The 22960-nt window shown below is 37.6% G+C and carries 21 protein-coding genes; 10 read left to right on the forward strand and 11 right to left on the reverse strand.

The features are described from left to right. Window positions 1–119: 119 nt before the first annotated feature. From FAZ19_RS16640 to FAZ19_RS16660, 5 genes are all read right to left on the reverse strand, one after another. Window positions 120–1352, reverse strand: coding sequence for a nucleoside recognition domain-containing protein (locus FAZ19_RS16640; RefSeq protein WP_136821877.1), 1233 nt, complete (start codon window positions 1350–1352; stop codon window positions 120–122). An 86-nt stretch (window positions 1353–1438) separates the two neighbouring features. Next, a complete protein-coding gene (locus tag FAZ19_RS16645) occupies window positions 1439–2719 on the reverse strand; it encodes an anthranilate synthase component I family protein (RefSeq protein WP_136821878.1) in 1281 nt (426 codons plus the stop codon). 8 nt (window positions 2720–2727) lie between these two features. Beyond that, window positions 2728–3999 (reverse strand): adenylosuccinate synthase, encoded by a 1272-nt coding sequence (locus FAZ19_RS16650; RefSeq protein ID WP_136821879.1) that lies wholly within the window; start codon window positions 3997–3999, stop codon window positions 2728–2730. A 325-nt stretch (window positions 4000–4324) separates the two neighbouring features. Next, a complete protein-coding gene (locus FAZ19_RS16655) occupies window positions 4325–4813 on the reverse strand; it encodes a Fur family transcriptional regulator (protein ID WP_136821880.1) in 489 nt (162 codons plus the stop codon). 78 nt (window positions 4814–4891) lie between these two features. Next, a complete protein-coding gene (locus FAZ19_RS16660; protein WP_136821881.1) occupies window positions 4892–7099 on the reverse strand; it encodes a RelA/SpoT family protein in 2208 nt (735 codons plus the stop codon). Window positions 7100–7404: 305 nt separating this feature from the next. On the opposite strand from FAZ19_RS16660, the gene FAZ19_RS16665 reads away from it, so the two are divergent. The 3 genes from FAZ19_RS16665 to bshB1 are packed head-to-tail and all read left to right on the forward strand — an operon-like array spanning window position 7405 to window position 9304. Then, entirely contained in the window at window positions 7405–8046 is a 642-nt protein-coding gene (locus FAZ19_RS16665) for a DUF4294 domain-containing protein (protein WP_136821882.1), read from the forward strand. A gap of 7 nt (window positions 8047–8053) precedes the next feature. After that, entirely contained in the window at window positions 8054–8545 is a 492-nt protein-coding gene (locus FAZ19_RS16670) for a glutathione peroxidase (RefSeq protein ID WP_136821883.1), read from the forward strand. Window positions 8546–8584: 39 nt separating this feature from the next. Next, complete coding sequence (gene bshB1, locus FAZ19_RS16675; RefSeq protein ID WP_136821884.1) at window positions 8585–9304, forward strand: bacillithiol biosynthesis deacetylase BshB1; 720 nt, start codon at window positions 8585–8587, stop codon at window positions 9302–9304. A 38-nt stretch (window positions 9305–9342) separates the two neighbouring features. On the opposite strand, the gene FAZ19_RS16680 is transcribed toward bshB1, so the two are convergent. The 5 genes from FAZ19_RS16680 to FAZ19_RS16700 form a co-directional block, all read right to left on the reverse strand. After that, the gene (locus tag FAZ19_RS16680; RefSeq protein WP_136821885.1) at window positions 9343–10326 is read right to left on the reverse strand and encodes a bifunctional riboflavin kinase/FAD synthetase; all 984 of its coding nucleotides are present in this window, start codon (window positions 10324–10326) and stop codon (window positions 9343–9345) included. A 101-nt stretch (window positions 10327–10427) separates the two neighbouring features. Continuing rightward, the gene (gene truB, locus FAZ19_RS16685; protein WP_136821886.1) at window positions 10428–11138 is read right to left on the reverse strand and encodes a tRNA pseudouridine(55) synthase TruB; all 711 of its coding nucleotides are present in this window, start codon (window positions 11136–11138) and stop codon (window positions 10428–10430) included. Continuing rightward, window positions 11138–11932 carry an undecaprenyl-diphosphate phosphatase gene (locus tag FAZ19_RS16690; RefSeq protein WP_136821887.1) on the reverse strand — a complete coding sequence of 265 codons (795 nt, stop codon included), beginning with the start codon at window positions 11930–11932 and terminating at the stop codon, window positions 11138–11140. The genes truB and FAZ19_RS16690 overlap by 1 nt, the downstream gene beginning before the upstream one ends. A 3-nt stretch (window positions 11933–11935) precedes the next feature. After that, window positions 11936–12178, reverse strand: a complete 243-nt coding sequence (locus FAZ19_RS16695) for a DUF3098 domain-containing protein (RefSeq protein ID WP_136821888.1) — start codon at window positions 12176–12178, stop codon at window positions 11936–11938. 19 nt (window positions 12179–12197) lie between these two features. Beyond that, on the reverse strand, window positions 12198–13076 hold the full coding sequence (locus tag FAZ19_RS16700; protein ID WP_136821889.1) for a cell division protein FtsX: 879 nt from the start codon (window positions 13074–13076) through the stop codon (window positions 12198–12200). A gap of 227 nt (window positions 13077–13303) precedes the next feature. Between FAZ19_RS16700 and leuS the strand changes: the two genes are divergently transcribed. Next, window positions 13304–16087, forward strand: a complete 2784-nt coding sequence (gene leuS, locus FAZ19_RS16705; protein ID WP_136821890.1) for a leucine--tRNA ligase — start codon at window positions 13304–13306, stop codon at window positions 16085–16087. A 540-nt stretch (window positions 16088–16627) separates the two neighbouring features. Next, entirely contained in the window at window positions 16628–17125 is a 498-nt protein-coding gene (locus tag FAZ19_RS16710; protein ID WP_136821891.1) for a hypothetical protein, read from the forward strand. A gap of 47 nt (window positions 17126–17172) precedes the next feature. On the opposite strand, the gene FAZ19_RS16715 is transcribed toward FAZ19_RS16710, so the two are convergent. Further along, window positions 17173–17784, reverse strand: a complete 612-nt coding sequence (locus FAZ19_RS16715) for an NUDIX hydrolase (protein ID WP_136821892.1) — start codon at window positions 17782–17784, stop codon at window positions 17173–17175. On the opposite strand from FAZ19_RS16715, the gene pyrE reads away from it, so the two are divergent. From pyrE to FAZ19_RS16740, 5 genes are all read left to right on the forward strand, one after another. Next, window positions 17783–18430: an orotate phosphoribosyltransferase gene (gene pyrE / locus FAZ19_RS16720; protein WP_136821893.1), complete on the forward strand. Its 648-nt coding sequence runs from the start codon at window positions 17783–17785 to the stop codon at window positions 18428–18430. The two genes, FAZ19_RS16715 and pyrE, sit on opposite strands and share 2 nt — an antisense overlap. A gap of 15 nt (window positions 18431–18445) precedes the next feature. Beyond that, window positions 18446–18844: an SRPBCC family protein gene (locus FAZ19_RS16725; protein WP_136821894.1), complete on the forward strand. Its 399-nt coding sequence runs from the start codon at window positions 18446–18448 to the stop codon at window positions 18842–18844. A 257-nt stretch (window positions 18845–19101) separates the two neighbouring features. Further along, window positions 19102–20055 (forward strand): 3'-5' exonuclease, encoded by a 954-nt coding sequence (locus FAZ19_RS16730; protein ID WP_136821895.1) that lies wholly within the window; start codon window positions 19102–19104, stop codon window positions 20053–20055. Window positions 20056–20093: 38 nt separating this feature from the next. Then, window positions 20094–21056, forward strand: coding sequence for a thioredoxin-disulfide reductase (trxB, locus tag FAZ19_RS16735; RefSeq protein ID WP_136821896.1), 963 nt, complete (start codon window positions 20094–20096; stop codon window positions 21054–21056). Window positions 21057–21198: 142 nt separating this feature from the next. Beyond that, window positions 21199–22761: a calcineurin-like phosphoesterase C-terminal domain-containing protein gene (locus FAZ19_RS16740; protein ID WP_136821897.1), complete on the forward strand. Its 1563-nt coding sequence runs from the start codon at window positions 21199–21201 to the stop codon at window positions 22759–22761. Window positions 22762–22960: the final 199 nt, after the last annotated feature.

Here is a 22960-nt window from a genome sequence, read left to right on the forward strand (position 1 = left end):
CTATCTTTATTTATTGATAAGTTTTAGCTTTTTACATGTATGAATGAGCTCGCTATCGCTCTGTTTTTTCTATGGTTGATGTGAGATCTCCGTTCCCTTTTTTATAGATTTGAGTTGATTTAACCGAAGAATATATATGCTAAAAATATTGCTGCTATTAATCCCACTAAATCAGCTATTAAGCCACATGTCAGCGCATATTTTGTGTTTTTGATACCTACGGAACCAAAATAGACAGCTAGTACATAAAAGGTGGTTTCTGAAGATCCTTGAATAACACTAGCCAGTCTCCCTTGAAAAGAGTCTACCCCGTAGGTATCCATAACGTCAATCATGAGTCCTCGGGCACCCCCACCGCTGAGCGTTTTCATGAATCCAACCGGTAGAGCGGGTACAAACCGCGTGTCCAGGCCGAAATAAGTAGCTACTGAAGCAATACCATTTACTATGTAATCCATACATCCCGTTGTTCTAAAAGCAGAAATTGCCACCAGAATAGCTATCAGAAAAGGAATAATCATTACGGAGGTTTTAAAGCCTTCTTTGGCTCCTTCAATAAAAGAGTCATACACATTTATCTTCTTTGCTGCTGCATACGCAATAAACAATACTATTATGGAAAATATAAGCAAGCCTCCAATTAAGCCTGTTATTTTTTGAATTTCTTCTGGCGGTAATCCGTTAAGTCCAAAGTAAAGTAGACACATCAATCCGATGAAGAATCCTAGAAAAACAATTATGGGAAGCTTTAGAAGATTTATTTTTTGGTAAGCCGCTACTGCTATCATGCCAGATACAAAGGATATAAATGTACCCATGAGAGATGGGATGAATATATCTGCTGGATTTTCAGCACCCGCTGCCATCCGTAAGGCGATAACGGAAGTTGGTATCAAGGTGATGCCGGCCGTATTTAATACCAAAAACATAATTTGGGCATTGGTAGCCGTATCTTTTTCGGGGTTAATTTCATGCATTTCCTTCATCGCTTTCAGACCTAGCGGTGTCGCCGCGTTATCTAATCCCAACATATTAGCGGAAAAGTTCATGATAATAGAACCATTTGCTGGATGGCTTTTCGGAATCCCGGGAAATAATTTACTGAAGAAAGGGCTTACTCCTTTTGCAAATAACGTAATCATACCAGCCTGTTCTCCAACCTTCATAATACCTAGCCAAAAAGTCATAATACCAATGAGTCCTATTGATAATTCTGCACCTGTTTTCGCACTATCAAAGATACCATTAACAACCGCTGAGAAAATCTCCGTATCACCAAAAAATATAAGTTTTATCAATGCGACAACAAAAGATATAATAAAGAAGCTTACCCAAACGTAATTTAATGCCATAAAGTTGTTTATTTACGTAAATGTAGTATTTAAGAAGGATTCTTCCAAAAGTGAACTCCCTAAGAAAGGGAAAAATATGTTACAGCTTATTCCAACTCAGTATTCAGGGTTTTTAAGATAGCGCTGGCTTTCAGTTCACATTCGTTATATTCATTTTCTGGATCTGCTTCTATGGTCAAAGCTCCGCCAGTGTGAAAGGAAAGATACTTGGAACTTTTGTTATACAGAATGGTGCGTATAACGACATTAAAATCAAAATCGCCATCAGATGAGAAATAACCAACAGTACCCGCGTATACCCCTCTACGGCTTATTTCGTATTGTTCACATAATCGCATGGCACTGATTTTGGGAGCCCCCGTCATGGATCCGGCGGGAAAAGTATCTTTAATTACATCAATATCAGATTTCGAATGGTCGATTTTGCAAGTAATAGTTGAGATCAATTGATGAACCTGCTTAAAAGTATGCACCTGAGGTCTCTTTTCTGCCGCTACAGTGCCCGGCAATGCGCTGCGTGTTAGGTCATTGCGTACGAGATCCACTATCATTACATTTTCAGCTATTTCTTTCGGATTGTTTTTCAATGTATGGATTATTTCCTGATCTTCTTGGGGTGTGTTCCCACGGCGTGCAGTGCCTTTTATGGGTTGAGATATTAATATATCACCTCTCTTAGCCAAAAATCGTTCTGGCGAAGCCGACAAAATATATTTGTTATTGGATTTGAAAAACGTAGAAAAGGGGGTAGGAGAAATGGAATTGAGCCTAATGTAAACGGCTAACGGATTTAAATCAATATTTTCGATATAAAATTCTTGACATAAATTTACTTCGTAAATATCCCCCCGTTTGATATGGTCCATCATCTTATGAAAAGCGTCAAAATAAGCTTCCTTTGAAAACCTCTTTTTTACTTTCTTTTTCAAATCAATACTAATTTCTTTAAAAGAATATTGATTGATCAAATCGTATATTTGAAAAGGGTTCTCACTTTCTATTTCAATAGACGTACCGATAAATTTGATAAGAATTTTTGGAATAAAGAAATACGCATCCGCAAAGCCTACCGGATTGGGAAAGGAGCTGATTAGTGGTTCAATCTCATTTTTGAGATCATAGCCAAAAAAGCCAAACATCCAATTATTAGGATGCTTGGCTTTAAACAATTTTAATTTCTCAAAAGTAGCATGGCCATCACTTTCGAATATTTCGGATGCGTCTAGAGCGAGTAAAGCATCTATTGATGCATATTCATCCTTGTAGTCATTAGATTGAAGAAAACATACCTGTTCAAACTGTTGTGCCCACTCTAGTGCCTTAGCTTGAAAAATATTTCTGTTTACCTCATACGTGGCTTTAGCCATATTACTATTTAGAGTTCTATAGTTTGAATCCGGTCCGGACCTACAGACAAATATTTGATAGGAACTTCTAGCGCTTTTTCTAAGTATACTATGTAATTTGCTAATGCAGCCGGAATTTCGTCTTTGCTACGAATGCCTGTTAAATCTTGACTCCAGCCTTCGATCTCTTCTAGAATTGGTTCGGCTGTGTGCGTTATGATCTCATAGGGCATGTAATCTATTATCTCGCCGTTGTACTTATAATGGGTACAGGCGTAGATTTTGTCAAATGTATCTAATACATCTGCTTTCATCATGATTAATTCCGTTACACCATTGAGCATGATCGCATACTTCAAAGCTGGGATGTCAATCCAACCAGTACGGCGTGCGCGTCCAGTTGTTGCTCCGAATTCGTGCCCCAATTGACGAAGTCTTTCTCCAGTTTCATCATCCAATTCGGTAGGAAATGGACCGCCACCGACCCGTGTAGCGTAAGCTTTGAAGATTCCGTATACCTGCCCAATTTTATTTGGAGCAATCCCCAATCCTGTGCAAGCTCCTGCAGTAGTCGTATTTGAAGAGGTTACAAAAGGGTAGGAGCCAAAATCAACATCTAATAGTGTACCCTGAGCACCTTCTGCCAATACTTTTTTTCCTTCTTTTAGATATTTATTCACTAAATGTTCCGCATCCACATGTGGAATGGATTTAATAAAGTTAATGGCATTTAAGAAGGCTATTTCTTTTTCCGAAAAATCAGGAATCTCACCATAGTGAGCGAGAATTGAAAGATGCTTTTCTTTTAATTTTTCATAACGTTCTTGGAAGTCAGGGAGTGTTGTGTCACCGACACGTAGGCCATTACGACCGGTTTTATCCATATAGGTAGGTCCGATGCCTTTTAACGTAGAACCAATCTTGCCTGCACCCATTCTGGATTCGGATGCAGCATCTAATAATTGATGAGTAGGTAAGATCAAATGTGCCTTACGCGCAAGTACTAGATTGCCTTTACCAACCGGGTCGAAACCAGCAGTTTTCAAGTTATCTAGTTCTCTTTTTAGAATAATAGGGTCAATTACAACACCATTACCGATTAGATTTAGGATTCCCTCGTTGAAAATTCCTGACGGAATCGTGTTCAACACAAACTTTTTGTTGTCAAACTCCAATGTATGTCCGGCATTAGGACCGCCTTGGAAGCGAGCAATTAAATCGTATTTTGGACAAAAAACGTCTACGATTTTTCCTTTACCCTCGTCGCCCCATTGTAGGCCCAATAGCACATCAACTTGCATAGTTTTTTATATTGAAATTAATATTGAATGTATATTTCCGTTTTTAATAAAAATAAAATGTTCGGAATTTGGATTTCCAATTTCCGAACAAACTTAGATAAATTTGCTTTTATATGCAATTATAATCAGGTGGAATATAGTCGCAATTTATCTTTTATAATGTGTTTACTATTTTGCATTCAAGAACGTCTCGCATAAGTTCATTCTTTTAAACGAACGTTAGGGAGGGGTGTCGATTGAACTGCATTAGTTTGTCAGCCCAGCATTACTCCACTCTTAAAATAAAGTTGAGATTATATATTAAATATTTGATTGGAAATTAACTTCAAATTACTGCCTCTTGGATTTTAAGATTAGCTTGTACTTCCTTATTTCTACAATCTTCACATACGCCATATAAATTTAATGAGTGATGTTTGATGTCAAACTTAAGTAGTTCACCCATCATGCTTTGGATTTGATGAATACGCGGGTCACAAAATTCCACTACTTTATTACATTCTATACAGATAATGTGATCGTGCTGTTTATATCCATAAGATTTCTCAAATTGAGCCATATTTCGACCAAACTGATGTTTGGTGACAAGGTCACAAGATACTAGAAGTTCTAGCGTGTTGTAGACAGTGGCTCGGCTCACACGATATTTTTTATTTTTCATGTGGATATACAAAGACTCCACATCGAAGTGATCCGTTCTTGAATAAATCTCTTCCAAAATAGCGTAACGCTCTGGAGTCTTTCTTAAATTTTTGTTTTCTAAGTAAGCTTCAAAAATTTTTTTGACTGTTCCGTAATTTTCAGCTTGATTCATAGTTTTTATTACTCCCACACAAATTTACCAATTTATACTCTATTTTTTGCATTAATATGAAATCTGATATTTAAATGATTAATTTTCAGATTCGTAACGTGTTACACTCGTAATTCCTGTTACTTGTTTCAAATGTTTAATCAAATTGTCTAACTGTTCAGTGTTATTGACATGTACCATAATATTTCCTTCAAATATACCCTCGTTACTCGATATGGATAAAGAGCGAATATTGACTTTAAATTCCTGAGAAATAACGGTAGTAAGCTGATTGACGAGGCCTACATCATCTATTCCAATGATTCGTATGCCTGTCAAAAATGCTGTATCATGTTGCGACGACGCCCATTTTGCCTTCAATATACGGTACCCGTAATTAGCCATTAGTTTGGATGCATTCGGACATGATGTCCGATGGATTTTGATACCATCATTAACAGTTAGAAATCCAAAAATGTCGTCACCGGGGATGGGGTTACAACAAGGTGCTAGGGTGTAATCTATTTTTTGATAATCATCGCCGATTAAGATTGTGTCGACATCTTTCTTGTTTATTTTTTCAACTAAGCCAGAAATATGAGATGCGAATTGATTAGTGGTCGTCTCAGGTAACTTCTCATTAGCCACATATTCTCTCAAGTTTTTAATGTCAATTATACTCTTTGCTACATTATAAAACAACTCTTGAGAGCTAGGAAATTTGAAGTAATTAGCAATTTTATTAATGTTATCTGTATTATAAGTGATTTTTAAAGATTTTAATTTTCGTTCTAATATCTCTTTCCCTTCTTCCGCTACACGTCGTTTTTCTTCCTTGAGGGATGATCTGATCTTACCTTTCGCTTTTGCTGTAATAACAAAATTTAACCAATCTTCTTTCGGTGTTTGTTTATTAGAAGTGATAATTTCTACCTGATCGCCATTTTGTAAAGGATGGCTTAGTGGGACTAATTTATGATTCACTTTAGCCCCAATACATGTCGCGCCAATATCGGAGTGTATCTCGAAAGCAAAGTCTAGGGCAGTGGCCCCATTAGGTAACTGTATTAACGTACCTTTTGGGGTGAAGATGAATATTTCGTCGGAGAAGAGGTTCATGCGAAAATCATCCAAAAAGTCCATTGCATTTGGTTCAGGATTACCCAAGACATCTCTTACTTTTTGAATCCACTGATCTAGTCCATTATCTGAATTAGATTCTTTGTATTTCCAGTGCGCGGCAAACCCTTTTTCAGCAATTTCATTCATTCTCCGCGTGCGGATTTGTACCTCTACCCATTGCCCTCTAGGTCCCATTACCGTAGTATGCAAGGATTCATATCCATTTCCTTTTGGAGAAGATACCCAGTCGCGCAAACGATCCGGATTAGGGCGATATAGATCCGTAATGATGGAATAAACTTTCCAACACTCCGTTTTTTCTTTATCAATATCGGTATTTATAATAACGCGAATAGCAAATAAATCATATACTTCCTCAAAGGGGATCGATTTTTTTCGCATTTTGTTCCAGATAGAATGAATAGACTTTGGCCTGCCGAAAACATCTGCAGTAATGCCCTGTTCTACCAATATTTCCTTCACGGGAGCAATAAAATCAGTCACAAATTTTTCTCTTTCCGCTTTCTTCTCATTTAATTTCTTTGCTATGAATTTATACGTATCTGGATCCGTATATTTCATGGATAAGTCTTCCAGCTCCGACTTAATTGCATAAAGCCCCAGTCGATGAGCGAGTGGAGCGTATAGGTAGCTTGTCTCTGAAGCAATCTTCAGTTGCTTGTGCCGGGCCATAAACTCCATTGTGCGCATATTATGTAAACGGTCAGCAAGCTTGATGAGAATTACGCGCACGTCATCAGCTAGGGTCAAGAGCATTTTGCGGAAGTTTTCCGCCTGAATAGAACTATTGGGATCAAATACGCCAGCAATTTTAGTTAAGCCATCGATAATTCTGGCTACTTTTTTCCCGAATTGATCTTCTATGTCGCGGAGCGTCATGCTGGTGTCTTCCACCACGTCATGCAATAATGAACATACGATAGAAGTAGTCCCTAAACCAATCTCCTCCGCCGCAATTTGGGCTACAGCAATAGGATGGTATATGTAAGGTTCACCGGATTTTCTACGCATTTCTTTGTGGCTTTCGAGTGCTAAGTCGAAAGCCTTTCTAATCTCTTGCTTATCCCCCTTTTGTAGCGTGGGTTTGCAGGCCCTTAATAAAGCTCTATATCTTTTACGAATTTCTTTGTTTTCCGCCTCAATATCAATCACATATTCTTCCATAAAAACTATTTTCTTTTCTTCGTAATATCGGTGAATTTTACTAATTTTATTTGATGGTTTGAAGATAAGCTTTTGGAGCTTATTATTAAACAAATAAAGTTAAGAAATTTTAGTTTAATTTAAAAGGAGTTTTTGCTGTTTTGTACTTGAAATCTTCATGGACGTCTGCTCAAAAATAACGGAGTGAAGTGAGCTTGAACGTCGTCGAGAGTAAACAAGAATAAAAAAAATAATGAGACAGCTTGTGCCCCTCCTCCAGGGAAGGACAGACAAGTTTTATTGCTATAAAAATAACATTTATTCTAATGAAAAAATGCTTGTATGCACTACTTTTAATTGGTTATTTGGCTTTCGGTTCAGATAGCTATGGGCAGGCTTTGACTATGCCTCATTATGGAGCAGGAACACCCGAAACGGTCGACTTTTTCACCACTACAAAATTGGAATCTGGTGAAGTCATTCCGTGGTTTCCGATTGAGGAAGTTGTGATTATAGCAAACCGGATTTGGAAAAATGAAGCACAACGTCAAAACTATTTTCGACTAAAAAGAAATGTCTTACGCGTCCTTCCATATGCAATTTACGCACAAAAAAGATATGAGAAGTTGGATAGGGATCTCGCTTTAACTAATTCAAAGAAAGAAGAAAGAAGATTAATAAAGGCCTGCGAAGACGAGATCAAGCAGAAAATAAATTCGGAAGTAAAAAACTTGTCTATTTCTCAGGGTAAAATTTTGATTAAGTTAGTAGAAAGACAAACCGGTAACACCAGTTATGATTTAGTGAGAGATATGAAAGGGGGAGTGACTGCCTTTGTTTACCAGGGAGTCGCCCGTGTATTCGGTCACAATTTAAAGACAACTTTTGATCCAAAAGAAGATTTTGAAATAGAAAATATAATCCGCGAATATGAACGTGTGAGACCGATCAATAATCCATATCAATAGCATACAGATGAAGACGATTTACGATTATAAAGTTCTTGAGTTCTCTGGTAATGAAAAATCCTTACATGAATATACGGGAAAAGTAGTACTTATTGTCAATACCGCGAGTAAATGTTATTTTAGAAATCAATTTAAAACGCTTGAAAAACTTTACCTTAAGTACAAGGATCAAGGATTTGAGATATTAGCATTTCCTTCCAATGATTTTCTGAATCAGGAACCTCGAACGGGACTCAATCTAGAAACATACTGCCGCCTGAACCAACAAATCTCTTTTCCTGTTTTCAAACGCATACATGTAAAAGGGGATTATGTTCATCCATTATATAAATTCCTACAGACAAAGGAATTAAATGGAAATGTAAATGTGAGACCTTTTTGGAACTTTCACAAGTATTTAATTAATAAAAATGGGGAAGTTGTAAATTATTACTACTCGTTTACGCCTCCACTTTCCACCAAAATACAGAATCATATTGAACATTTACTTTCTCAGTAAATTGTCGAAATTCCGTACCTTTGTACAAAATTTAGTAACATGACATTAGACTTGATGGTGATGACAGTACATCCTGATGATGCTGAATTGGGTGCTGGAGGTACAATCGCTAAATCTGTGGCAGAGGGAAAAAAAGTAGGTATTATAGACCTTACCCGTGGAGAATTGGGAACGAGAGGTTCGGCGGAGACACGAGCAAACGAAGCTAGCGCAGCAGCTGCAATTTTAGGCGTTGAGGTTCGAGAGAATTTGGGATTACGAGATGGGTTTTTCTCAAATGAAGAAATTTCTCAATTAGCTATCATTCGTGTAATACGCAAATATCGCCCAGAAATAATTATCACAAATGCTTGGGATGATCGTCATCCTGATCATGGTAGAGCCAGTAAATTGGTTAGCGATGCTGTATTTTTGTCAGGTCTTCGGCGTGTGGAAACAAAATTAGACGACGTGATACAAGAGGCTTTTAGGCCACGATTACAGTTGCAGCTTATTCAAGATAAATATATTCAACCCCATGTAATCTTAGATATATCCGATTATTGGGATATCAAAGAACAATCGATTTTAGCTTACAAAACGCAGTTCAACGCATCATCTGACGATGATGGTCCACAGACATATATCTCGAATCCGGATTTTATAGAATATACAAGAGGGAGAGCTCGAGAGCTTGGACGGAATATACAAGCAAAATATGGAGAGGGATTTACAGCGAGAAAATTATTAGGGGTAAAAGATTTATTTGATCTTATTTAGTGCTCATAATAAAATGAACAAGATAGTTGATTTTGCTCTTAGTAGCTTGCTCCAAAGTAACTTCTAATTGCATCTTCATCTTTTTTAATCTGAATTTGAAGATCTTCTAAATTGTCAAATCGCTCGTCGTGGCGTACAAAATGTAAGAATTTAAGACGTAGTGTTTTTGAATATAGATCGTCCTTAAAATCCAAGAGATTTACCTCAATTTTTCGGTTCATACCGTCTACAGTAGGCCTGGTACCTATGTAGCACATACCTTTTGCCAAGGAAATGGGTTCCGGGTGTATATAATCGCCGGAGTCTATTGAGGGAACCTTAGGGTAAATTTCTACTTCGACAGCATAAATACCGTAAGCAGGAATAAGTTTATGACTTTCATGCACGTGTAGATTTGCTGTTGGAAAGCCAATCTGCCGGCCAATTTGGTCGCCCCTTACAATGGTACCGGTCAATTCAAACGAATATCCAAGGTATTTATTAGCTGTATCCACATCCCCTTTAATAAGTGCTTCACGAATACGGGTAGAGGATACGGCGACATCATCAATATCCTGTTCAGGAATTTGATCTACACCGAAATCAAATATTTCGGAAAAGTGGACTAGATCTTTAATAGAACCGGTTCTATTCTTTCCAAAATGGTGGTCGTAGCCAATGATGATTTTTTTTGTACCTAATTTTCCTACCAATACATTTCGAATATATTCTTCAGCATTTTGATTGGAAAAATCTCGTGTAAAAGGAGTAATAATCAAATGATCTAATCCAGCAAGGGCAAGGCGGTGCGTCTTTTCCTCAATATCGTTAATGAGCTTTAAAGCCTCATCGTCAGGGTTAATGATTAATCTTGGATGGGGGAAAAACGTCAAAAGAACGGATTCTCCATTGTTCTCTCTCGCACAATCTACCAATTGTTTTAAAATCTTCTGGTGCCCAACATGAACCCCATCAAAGGTACCTATAGTCACGATTGCGTTTTCTAAGGTATTGAATTCTTCAAGATTCCTATATATTTTCATTAGAATAGTTTGCTTTTTAAGATGATGAAGATGAGTTGTCTTTATGTCCTTTTTTGGGACAGCAAGTTATACAGGTTTCATTTATAATGATTTTTTTTCAATTAAGATGCTTTTTGTGATCTTATAGTCTGAATTAAATCTTCCAAATTCCAAGCATTATCTACATGAAATTCTCCGCTCATGGTGCGACGCAAAGAAGAAAGATGTGCGCCATTATGTAACGCTTTTCCAAAATCATGAGCGATAGAGCGTATATAAGTTCCTTTTGAACACTTAATCTTGAAAAAAACCAAAGGAAGTTCAATTTTTTCAATCTTAAATTCTTGTACAGATACCTTGCGAGATTTGAGTTCGACATCTTCTCCACGTCGTGCTTTTTCGTACACACGTTCTCCATTAATTTTAATTGCCGAATGGGCCGGTGGAAATTGATCTAGCTCACCGATAAAGGACTGCGCCACTTTTTGTATCTCATCCTCCGTCAGATGTTCAGTATCAAATGTTTGATCAATCTCCGTTTCTAGATCATATGAAGGAGTAGTAGCTCCTAACGTAATTGTACCGATATATTCTTTGCCTTCTGCTTGAAATGAATCTATCTTTTTGGTGAATTTTCCCGTGCAGATAATTAATAATCCTGTTGCTAAAGGATCCAGCGTACCTGCATGACCTACTTTTAATTTAAGGGGTTTCATGGTATTCCGCAATTTACCTACTACGTCGAAGCTTGTCCAAGTCAATGGCTTATCGACTAATAATACCTCTCCCTCCGCAAAGGAGAAAGTGTGTGTGTGTTCTTGAATGTTTTCCATTAAATCATTTGCAAGCTATGTCCGCTAAGCAGCATAACTATAATAATTAATCCCAGCACAATTCTATACCATCCAAAAGCTTTGAAACCATATTTTGTTAAAATATCAATAAAAGTTTTAATTGCAACAACGGCCACGATAAAACCCACTATATTTCCAACAATAAGCAGGCTGATTTCCTCATTACTAATTGTATTACCATCTTTAAAAAAGCCGTATAGTTTTACAAGCGATGCCCCGAGCATCATAGGTATTGCCAGGAAAAAAGAAAACTCCGCTGCCGCTTTACGTGTTAATTTTTGTGTCATCCCCCCAATAATGGTGCTTGCAGACCTCGACGTACCGGGGACCAATGCTAGGCATTGATAACAACCAATAATGAACGCCTGCCTGAACGAAATGTTATCTGAATTCGCAATTTCCGGTTTGTTGAACCATTTATCCACAAAGAGCAGAATAACTCCCCCTACAACCAGCATTACGGCCACCATTAGTGGACTTTCCAATAACGAATCAATCACATCATTGAATATAAAACCTAAAATAGAGGCGGGAATACCCGCTACAATCAATTTATAGTAAAAATCCAATGACTTAAAAAAGCGCTTCCAATACAATAAAAGTACGGAGAGTATCGTTCCCAATTGGATGAATATGGTGAATAGCTTCACAAAAGCTGAGGGTTCTAAGCCCATTAAAGCCGTACCTATGATCATATGGCCCGTAGAAGACACAGGTAAAAACTCTGTTAATCCTTCAATAATGGCTAAAATAATAGCCTCTAAATAGCTCATCTTTTAAATGTCTTTATTCTTTTTTTTGTATAAGATTGCGACAAATCCTACTGCAAATCCGATAATAACAACCAAAGGAGCCAAAGTAATTTTCGTAAAGCTATAGATATCCTCCGTTCCCATCATGAGTAGAAAGCCTAGCGCAACGATCAGGATACTAGTCAAAAATAAAATATAGTTAATCTTTTGAAATACAAATCCGGCGTATTTCTTTTCATTACTAGGTATTGTGTTTTTTAAAGCCATTTTCAATTTTTAATAGAAGTTAACGGTACAAACTATGTGATTTGGCGCGTAAGTATTTCGTCACTGCAAAATAGGTGCTTAGACCCGAAATTAATATTCCTAATATAACGACGATCAGAAAGATCGCACCAAACTCATACCAATTGCGTAAAAAAACTAATTCAGGAATCTGTTTTTGAGCAAATTGTAATGTGAAAATCAACAATAAGATCGAAATCAGTGCTCCGATAAGACCGTGGATAATTCCATATAGGATGTAGGGTTTGCGGATGAAATTTTTTGTAGCACCTATTAGCTGCATGCTTTTTATTAAAAAACGTTGGGAATAAATAGCTAACCGAATAGTATTATTAATCAAGGCTATTGCAATGATTAATAATATTACTGTAAAAGCAAGGACTACAATTCCGATTATTCGAATATTCTTATTAACCATGTCAATTAGAGACTCTTGATATACGACCTCTTTAACGCGGCTGCTTTTTGATATTTTTTCTATGAAAGGTTGAATACTGTCTGTATTAGCGTATTGTTCCTTCATATAAATGTCTACTGAATGTAAAAGTGGATTGTGTCCAAGATATTCTACAAAATCTTCGCCTAAATCTTCCTTAAGGTTCTTGGCGGCCAACTCTTTACTCACGTATTCGGTGCGCAATACATAAGGATCTTTTTCAAAATCTTTTTGCAAAGAAAGTACATCACCCTCGTTCACATTATCGTTTACGATAACATTTAAGACGATATTTTCTTTTACGTATTTGGATAAGTTTTTTGCGTGTACAAGTATAAGTCCTAGTAGACCAGTCATTAATAAAACCAGTGCAATGCTAATCACAGTGGAAATATATACAGATTTTGTTTTTTTACGCGGTGAGCCTTGTTCTATTACTGACATAAAGCTTTAAATATATTTGATGCGAAAGTAATTAATAAAGATGATTTTTTGAATATTAAATGTAATTCTTCAATTTGAAACTTAATAAAGTTCAATAGAAATGTTTGATACCTCTCAAGTTTTAACAACGAATATCCGAATTTATTGTCTATAATAAAAAACTTTTATACTGTTTTTGTCTTAAAATCGCTAATTTCGCAACTCTTATACAATTCTTACTTAGGAAGATGGAATACAATCACAGATCAATTGAACAAAAGTGGCAACAATTTTGGGCCGAAAATCAAACATTCAAAACAGCTGAATCGACTGACAAGCCGAAATATTATGTTTTGGATATGTTTCCCTATCCTTCGGGAGCTGGTTTGCATGTTGGTCATCCGCTGGGTTATATAGCATCTGATATTTTTTCCAGATATAAGCGATTAAAAGGATTCAATGTGTTGCATCCAATGGGCTACGATTCATTTGGTTTACCAGCCGAACAATACGCAATACAAACAGGTCAACATCCCGCCATAACGACAGCGGCAAATATAAACCGTTACCGTGAACAATTGGATAATATTGGTTTCTCTTACGATTGGTCACGTGAAGTACGGACGTCCAACCCCGATTATTATAAGTGGACACAATGGATTTTCATGCAATTGTTTAATTCCTGGTATAATAAGGATGTTGACAAAGCAGAATCCATAGATACATTAATTGATAAGTTTAATAATTCCGGTTCTCAAGGTATTCATGCAGAATCAGATGAAGATACCTCCGTCTTTTCTGCTGCGGACTGGAAAGTATTTTCAGAAGAAGAGCAACAGAGAGAACTGCTGAAATATCGCTTGGCTTACTTACGCGAAAGTACGGTGAACTGGTGTGCGGCCTTAGGTACGGTGTTGGCGAATGATGAGGTTATAAACGGTGTTTCCGAGCGGGGCGGTTATCCTGTCGAGCAAAAGAAAATGATGCAATGGTCTATGCGTATTACCGCATATGCAGATCGCTTGTTGAGCGGTCTGGACAGTGTGGATTGGCCTGAACCATTAGTAGAGATGCAACGTAATTGGATTGGCAAATCGGTGGGGGCTTCTGTCAAGTTTCCGCTTCCGCAAGTGAATTCGGAAATCGAGGTGTTCACCACGCGTGTAGATACACTCTTTGGTGTTTCTTTTGTTGTTTTGGCGCCCGAACACGAGTTAGTCGAAGCGTTAAGTACGGATGAACAACGTTCGGCTGTGACAGCTTATATCGAAAAAACAGCAAAAAAATCGGAACTCGACCGTATGGCAGATACAAAAACCGTATCAGGGGTATTTACAGGTTCCTATGCGAAACATCCGATTACCGGTGAAGAGGTTCAAATCTGGATAGCGGATTATGTTTTGGCAGGATACGGAACAGGTGCTGTGATGGCAGTTCCCTCGGGAGATCAACGTGATTATGTCTTTGCTAAACATTTTAATTTGCCGATTATTCCGATCTCTGATTCGCAAAATATTGAAGAACAGGCCGACCCAAATAAGGAAGGGAGATATATCAATTCTGACTTCATCAATGGAATGACCTATCAGGAAGCCGTCCCCGCATTAGTTGCGAAACTAGAAGCGCTGAAATTGGGAAAGGCAAAAGTTAATTTTCGGATGCGCGATGCGATTTTCGGACGGCAGCGTTATTGGGGAGAACCTGTTCCGGTATACTTTAAGAATGGAATACCATATTTAATAGAGGAGAAGGAGCTGCCTTTATTGCTGCCTGAAGTAGATAAATATTTACCAACAGAAACAGGGGAACCACCTCTTGGACGTGCTGAAGGATGGAAATATCAAGATCAATATGAATACGAGTTAAGTACAATGCCGGGTTGGGCAGGCTCTTCCTGGTATTGGTTCCGCTATATGGATTCTCAAAATCAAGATATATTCGTTTCCAAACAGGCCGTTGATTATTGGAAGGCCGTTGATTTGTATATCGGTGGTTCTGAGCATGCTACGGGACACTTGTTGTACTCGCGCTTTTGGAATAAGGTATTGAAAGATTTAGGTTTTCATCAAGAGGAAGAACCCTTCAAAAAGCTAATTAACCAAGGTATGATCCAAGGTCGTTCGAACTTTGTATACCGTGTTTTGGACAATGAAGGAAAAGGAACGAATCAATTTGTTTCATTAGGATTGAAAGACCAATATAATACCGTTCCCTTGCATGTAGACGTAAACATAGTATACAATGATGTATTGGATACGGAAAGATTCAAAACATTCCGCCCTGATTTTGCGGATGCCGAATTTATTCTGGAGAATGGTAAATACATCTGTGGAACTGAAGTGGAGAAGATGTCTAAATCTAAATTCAATGTTGTTAATCCAGATGATATTATCGAAACATACGGTGCGGATACATTACGTTTGTACGAAATGTTCTTAGGTCCTTTAGAGCAGGCAAAGCCTTGGAATACAAATGGTATCGAAGGAGTATATAAATTCCTGCGTAAAGTGTGGCGGTTGTTTCATGATGCCCAAGGTAATTTCAATGTTTCAGATGAGGAGCCTACAAAGGCCGAATATAAAGCGTTACACAAAATTATTAAAAAAGTGGAAGATGATATCGAACGATTCTCTTTCAATACTTCTGTCTCCGCCTTCATGATCTGTGTAAATGAACTCACAGAGCTAAAATGCAATAAACGTCAAATCCTGCAAGATTTGATTATCGTACTAGAACCTTACGCGCCACATATAGCAGAAGAACTTTGGGCATTGCTAGGTAATGAAGTTGGAACGATTTCTTACGCTATCTATCCTACATTCAATCCGGAATATTTAATAGAATCCCAATTTGCATATCCTGTGTCGATAAATGGTAAAATGAAAATGAACCTACCATTGGCCTTGGATCTAGATGCGAAAGCTGTCGAAGAGATTGTTATCAGTAACGCCGATGTTCAACGTTATTTAGACGGCAAAGCTGTGAAAAAGCTTATTTTTGTGAAGGGTAAGATTATTAATATTGTAATATAAGAGGAATTTACCCCGCAATAAATAAAGGACCGGATTTCATTGATTCGGTCCTTCGTTTTATGATCTTTAAATGTCATTAATCTATTTGAATAGAGATCTATCTGAAACAATATTTGGATTTGGCTTGATAATTGACTACTTTAGGAAGAACAATAAAAAATATATGATTAGAAAAAAGAAAGAGAAAAAAACAGTGTTGGAGAGAAATCCATTTTTATACTACGTTACAAATGTAGGTTTCATTGACCCGATCAAAGAAGAAGATCAGGAAATAAGAGAAACGTTAACCATACGTTAATGTTCTTTAAAAACTTAACACAATTTACATATGCTTTTCAAAACGAAAGCATTTTTTGTTTTATAGACTCTTGTACTAACTTTAAATAGTCATTATTAGTTAGTGATACCACCAACTCACATATCTTGCCCAAAGCCTTAACTAAATTTAACAATAAGAACATTAAACTGTTTCCTTCGAATTGTATCTATAAATACAATAAAGGTTATTAAAATATTATTTACAATTTAACTGAGATGACTATGAAAAAGATATTGACATTAGCAGTATTGTTTACAGGATTGAGTGTTGCATCCTTTGCACAGGACAAGTCAGATAATACGCGTACAGATCGTAGAGGTGGTAAATCATTGAGAGAGCATGTGGTAAGTAAATCGGCCGAAGACATTGCGAAAATCCGTACAGAGCGGTTGGATAAGGAATTAAAATTTACCGATAAGCAGCGCCAAGAAGTATACGCGTATAATCTCGATCAAGCGAAAAAGCTGAAGCAACGATCTGAAACACGAAAGAAGGAACGTATTGCCCTGAAAAACGAAATGAAAGCTGATCGTGATAGATTTAAAAGTTTATTGACAGAAGATCAACAAAAAGTAATGAAAGAGCGTCTAGTAAAGCGCGATGGGGATCGTATACACAAACGTGATCGACATTTTAAAGGTCGCAAGGACCGTGAGAGACCTATGCATAGAAAGACTGAAAAATCTGTCGATTCTAAAGAAGAAAGTTCAAATAGTTAGTGGTTATATGTTGTAGAAGAAAGCCCTGAATTACCTCAGGGCTTTTCTTATTTTAAAATTTTATCATTTACTATTGCAAGAATGAGGGGATAGGTATTTTCTTTTACCTGAGTTAAGTCTTTTTTGGATAACCATTCTGCCCGGTCAATGTCTTCTTCAAGTTGGGGGGTCAATTTTGGAATTTTATTAACGCCCATTTCGTACCAGTTGGTTTGTTTTAAAACCGGTTTGCCACGCATCAGATAGACGTGGTATGTTGTGATAGCTTTTTTTCCAAGATAGTGAATCTCAATTCCACACTCTTCCTCCACTTCACGGACGGCCGCATCACGCATCTTTTCATTATCTTCGACCTTTCCTTTGGGCAAATCCCATTTTCCTAGACGGTGAATGAATAGATAATGGCCTTCGCCATTTTTTACGATACCGCCCGCAGCTTTAATAATTTTAAGTTTACTGGAGATTAATTTAAAAACATTTTCTATTTCTGGGTGTATATACAAATAAGTGACAATATTGTTCTTTGTACTGTTGTTGAAAAGTTTTTCTAAGTCAATCTCTTGTAATCCAATAGTTTGGATACCATCCTTGATTTTCGGTGTAAAATCTGCTAAAATAAGCAGACTTTCGTTCATATAAATTTTATAAATTTGCGCCATGAATAATTTTAATGAGGTTGAACAAAAAGTTGCTGAATCCTTATTGCAAATTAAAGCAATAAAATTGCAACCTAAAAGTCCTTTTACATGGGCTTCGGGTTGGAGGTCTCCAATTTACTGTGATAACCGCGTCGCACTATCACATCCCGCTATCCGTACATATATCCGTCAGAAGCTGTCTGAACGTATTCAGGAAGAATTCGGGAGCGTAGAAATGATCTCTGGAGTAGCTACAGCTGGTATCCCACAAGGAGTATTGGTCGCTCAGGATTTAGGCCTTCCTTTTACATATGTGCGTAGCAGTGCGAAGGATCATGGACGTCAAAATCTTATCGAAGGAGAGGTGGTAAGTGGACAACGTGTTGTGGTAATAGAGGACTTGGTATCTACAGGCAAAAGTTCTTTGATCGCGGTGAAGGCATTGCGTGAAGCAGGTTGCAATGTTGTCGGTCTGATTTCTATCTTTACCTATGGATTTGATGAGGCCGTAAATAATTTTACAGCAGCGAAATGTCCTTTGTTCAGTCTTTGTACATATGAGTCGTTAATTAAAGTGGCTGTAGACAAAAGCTATATACTGGAAAGTGACGTGGAAATGTTAGAACAATGGCGTAAAGATCCTGCAAGTTGGGAACCAAATGTGTAACCGAAGAAAATAATCATGACAGTCATTCAAAATCATACTGTAATCAACAAAGCTATTTCTGAAGTGTATTCTTTTTTAGCAGATTTGAACAATCATGAGCAGCTGATGCCAGATAATATATACAACTGGACCTCGACGGTGGATGAAGCTCGTTTTACCATTAAAAATATGGCTAAGTTGTCGCTTAAGATTAATCAACGTGTCGAGAACAAGGAAATCATTTGTGTGCCTTCAGAAGAAGCCCCATTTGAAGTCAAATTATCATGGCGAGTAGAAGAAATATCTTCATCGGAAACAAAAGCTACCTTTGTGATTGAAGCGCAATTAAACATGATGATGAAGATGATGGCTTCTGGTCCTTTACAAAAATTGGTTGATCATCAAATAGCCAGGGTGAGAGAGGTACTGGGATAATAATATTTTATATTATAACAAAAGGCAATCCACATGGATTGCCTTTTTGTTATAATTCACATTTAAAATCAATACATATAAAAGCCATCTTTTCACGATCAACACCAGATGAATGGATAGATTTTTTAAAAAATGAAATTTTATACATTTGGATGTAAAATGATGAATCTCAAATTTATGAAATTACCTTCGTTTGATAAATGGGTGAAATATGAATTGTATTTTTGTTTATTCGCATTTAGCTATATCTTTAGGGCATGGAATTGAAATTAAAAAGATCATTGGCATTCTTTGATTTAGAGACTACCGGGGTCAATATTTCAGCAGATAAAATTGTTGAAATTGCTATATTGAAGGTGTTGCCCGATGGCAGTGAGCAGGTGTTTTCTAAGCGGGTGAATCCTGGTATGCCTATTCCGTTGGCTTCCTCGATGTTTCATGGTATTTATGATGAGGATGTAAAAGCCTTACCTAGCTTTAAGGAGCTGGCAGCAGAGGTAGCTGAATTTATAGGCGATGCAGATTTGGCGGGCTATAATTCTAATAAATTTGATGTGCCCATGCTGATGGAAGAATTTCTACGTGCTGGCGTTGAATTTACTTTAGAAGGCCGGTCATTTGTCGACGTTCAAAATATATTCCACCAGATGGAGCAACGTACATTGAAGGCGGCTTATAAGTTTTATTGTGGTAAGAGTTTGGATAATGCTCATCAGGCAGAAGCCGATGTGCGAGCAACTTACGAAGTTCTGAAAGCACAGTTGGTTAAATACCAAGGTGTCGAATTCGAGGACAAGCACGGTAACGTAAGTGTTCCTGTCGTCAATGATGTAAGTGCATTGCATACTTTTACCAATATGTCCAAACCTGCCGATTTCGCGGGACGATTGGTATATAATGAGGATGATCAGGTCGTTATTAATTTCGGAAAGCATAAAGGAAGGGTAGTGACGGATGTATTTGATGTCGAGCCAAGTTACTATGCTTGGATGCAAAACGGCGATTTTCCGTTGTACACTAAGAAGGTTCTCGAAAATATTTGGAATACACATCGCCAAGTAAAACGCGAAGCCAAAGCGGCTCAGACGGAAGTAGAGAAAGACAACAAAAAGGATGCTAAAAAGAATTTTCAAAATTTGCCAAGCAAGGAAAAGTCTAAACCTATTACCTTAGATATGCTTGACGATCTGAAAAGTAAATTTGGAAAGTAATAAAATTAAACAGAATAAAGTATATTGTTGATTATAAAATGAATACACAAGAAGAAGTAGAGCACGTACAATGTTTGATTATTGGTTCGGGTCCGGCGGGATATACTGCAGCGATCTATGCGGCACGGGCGGATATGAAACCAGTTATTTATACAGGACTGGTACCAGGAGGGCAATTAACACAGACAACAGAGGTAGATAATTTCCCTGGCTATCCTAATGGTATTACCGGACCGGTAATGATGGAGGATTTACGCGCTCAAGCTGAGCGGTTCGGTACCAGCGTACGCTTTGGATATGCTACAAAAGTGGATTTTTCAATAATTGGTGGTGTGCACAGCGTAGAGATCGATAATATTAAAACAATAACTGCCGACACGGTAATTATTGCAACAGGAGCAACTGCAAAATGGCTGGGGTTAGATTCGGAAGAAAAATACAATGGTTTTGGTGTTTCAGCTTGTGCTGTTTGTGACGGTTTCTTCTTTAAAGGTCAAGATGTTGCCATCGTCGGAGCCGGTGATACTGCCGCTGAGGAAGCTACCTACCTTGCTAAATTGTGTAATAAAGTGCACATGTTAGTACGACGTGATGAATTCCGTGCTTCTAAGGCCATGGTACATCGGGTATTAAATACACCGAATATTGAAATTCATTATAATACCGAAACACAGGAAGTTCTTGGGGACGGGCAGGTGGTTACAGGACTACGTGTTAAGAATAACCAAACACAAGAAGTAAAGGATCTTGACATTACCGGATTCTTCGTCGCTATCGGACATAAGCCCAATACCGATCTATTTAAAGGTATCTTAGATATGGACGAAACAGGATATTTAATTACAAAGCCTAACGTTACGGCGACAAACATACCTGGTGTATTTGCTTGTGGGGATGTGCAAGATAATGTGTATCGCCAAGCAATTACCGCTGCGGGAACTGGTTGTATGGCGGCTTTAGAAGCTGAACGATACCTCGCCTCGAAAGAGGGGGGCGAATAAGAATTATTTCAATGTTATAACAAAAGGGGTTAATTTTTATAAAAATTAACCCCTTTTGTTATAACAATTCACGATTTGTTTACATTATGTTAATCAGTATTTAGTCTATAAAGTATATGTTTGCAGGATTAGTAAACAATATATGGACTTTAAAGTATTATTAATTAGCTGCGCTACACTATTCGGGTCAGTGCACGCACAACAGCTCGCTAAAGGTGTTATTTTTGAGGATAATAATAATAATGGTAAGCGAGAACAGAATGAAAAGGGTGTTGCACAGGTAGCTGTGAGCAACGGACGCGAGGTCGTACTGACTAACACCAAGGGCGAATATAGTTTGCCGATGAGCGATGACAATATCATTTTTGTTATTAAGCCCCGCAATTTCAAATTTCCGGTAGACCAAGACAACCATCCGAAATTTTACTACATTCATAAAGCGAAAGGATCACCTGAACTTAAGTATGCAGGTACGCCAGCTACAGGTCGTATTCCTAAATCAATAGATTTTCCAATTCTTCCGAATAAGGAAAGTGATGATTTTAAAGCCTTTGTTTTCGGTGATCCACAAGCGTACAACCTAGAGGAGATAGCTTATTTTAAGAAGGGGATTATTGATGATGTTCAACATAAGGAGGGAATTTCATTCGGTATCAGTCTGGGAGATTTAGTAGGCAACGACCTAAGTCTTCATCCGGCCTATAAACAGGCAGTTGGACAACTCGGACTCACGTGGTATAATGTCATGGGCAACCACGATATGAATTTTGATGTAAAATCCGACTCCCTTTCGGACGAGACGTATGAAAAGAATTTTGGGCCAAATAACTTCTCGTTTAACTATGGGAATACCCACTTCATAGTTTTAGACAATATTATCTATCCTAATCCACGCACAGGTAAAGGGTATTTAGGCGGGTTTCGGGAAGATCAGTTGGATTTCGTCGCAAATGATTTGAAATTTGTACCGAAAGATAAGCTGATCGTGCTTGCTTTTCATATCCCACTCCAACACGAAAACTCAGATGTATTTAGAAATGAAGATAGACAACGTTTATTTGATTTATTGACAGAATATCCGCATACACTTTCCCTATCGGCTCATACGCATTTTCAAAAGCAGAATTACTATGATCAAGCAGACGGATGGAAACAAGCGAAGCCGCATCACGAATATAATGTTGGCACCACTTCTGGCGATTGGTATTCCGGCAGAATGAATCCACAAGGAGTCCCTACATCAACTATGAGAGATGGCACACCAAAAGGATATGCGATTTTGTCTATCAATGATAATCAATATACATTTGATTATAAAGTGGCCGGACACGATCCAACCTATCAGATGAATCTGATAGGGCCTGAAGAGATACAGGCGAAATATGTAAGACGTTACACCTTATATGCGAATTTTTTTATTGGTAAACCCGATGATAAATTACAATACCGTGTAGACAATGGCGCCTGGAGGGATATGGAAATAAGCGATACTTCCGATCCACATTTTGCTTACAATGTGCTATCGTATGATAATACAGTTAAGTTGCTGGAGGGGAGAAGGCCGTCAGATCCAGTTCCTTCGTCGCACTTGTGGAAGGCGAAGTATCCTAAATTAGGTATAGGTACACATAAAATAGAAGTAAAAGCGATAGATATGTTTGGTCGTGAGCATATACAGGCTAAAAATGTCACGGTATTGGAATAAAGTCGCGATTCTATTTAATACCGTCGTTGTACCTGGCTTCGCTTTTGCTTAAAAAGAGCGAAGCCAGTTTTTTAAAGACCTATTGCTTCCCCACACCTCTCCTTATTTAATACCGAAAAAATTACGGCTGTTTTTTTGGTAACATATGTTACTTACTTTATAATTTTAGAGTTCTACATTTGTCTAACTAAAAGAGAAT

Origin of the sequence: Sphingobacterium alkalisoli (genome assembly GCF_005049105.1) — a bacterium.
Taxonomy (GTDB): Bacteria; Bacteroidota; Bacteroidia; order Sphingobacteriales; family Sphingobacteriaceae; genus Sphingobacterium; species Sphingobacterium alkalisoli.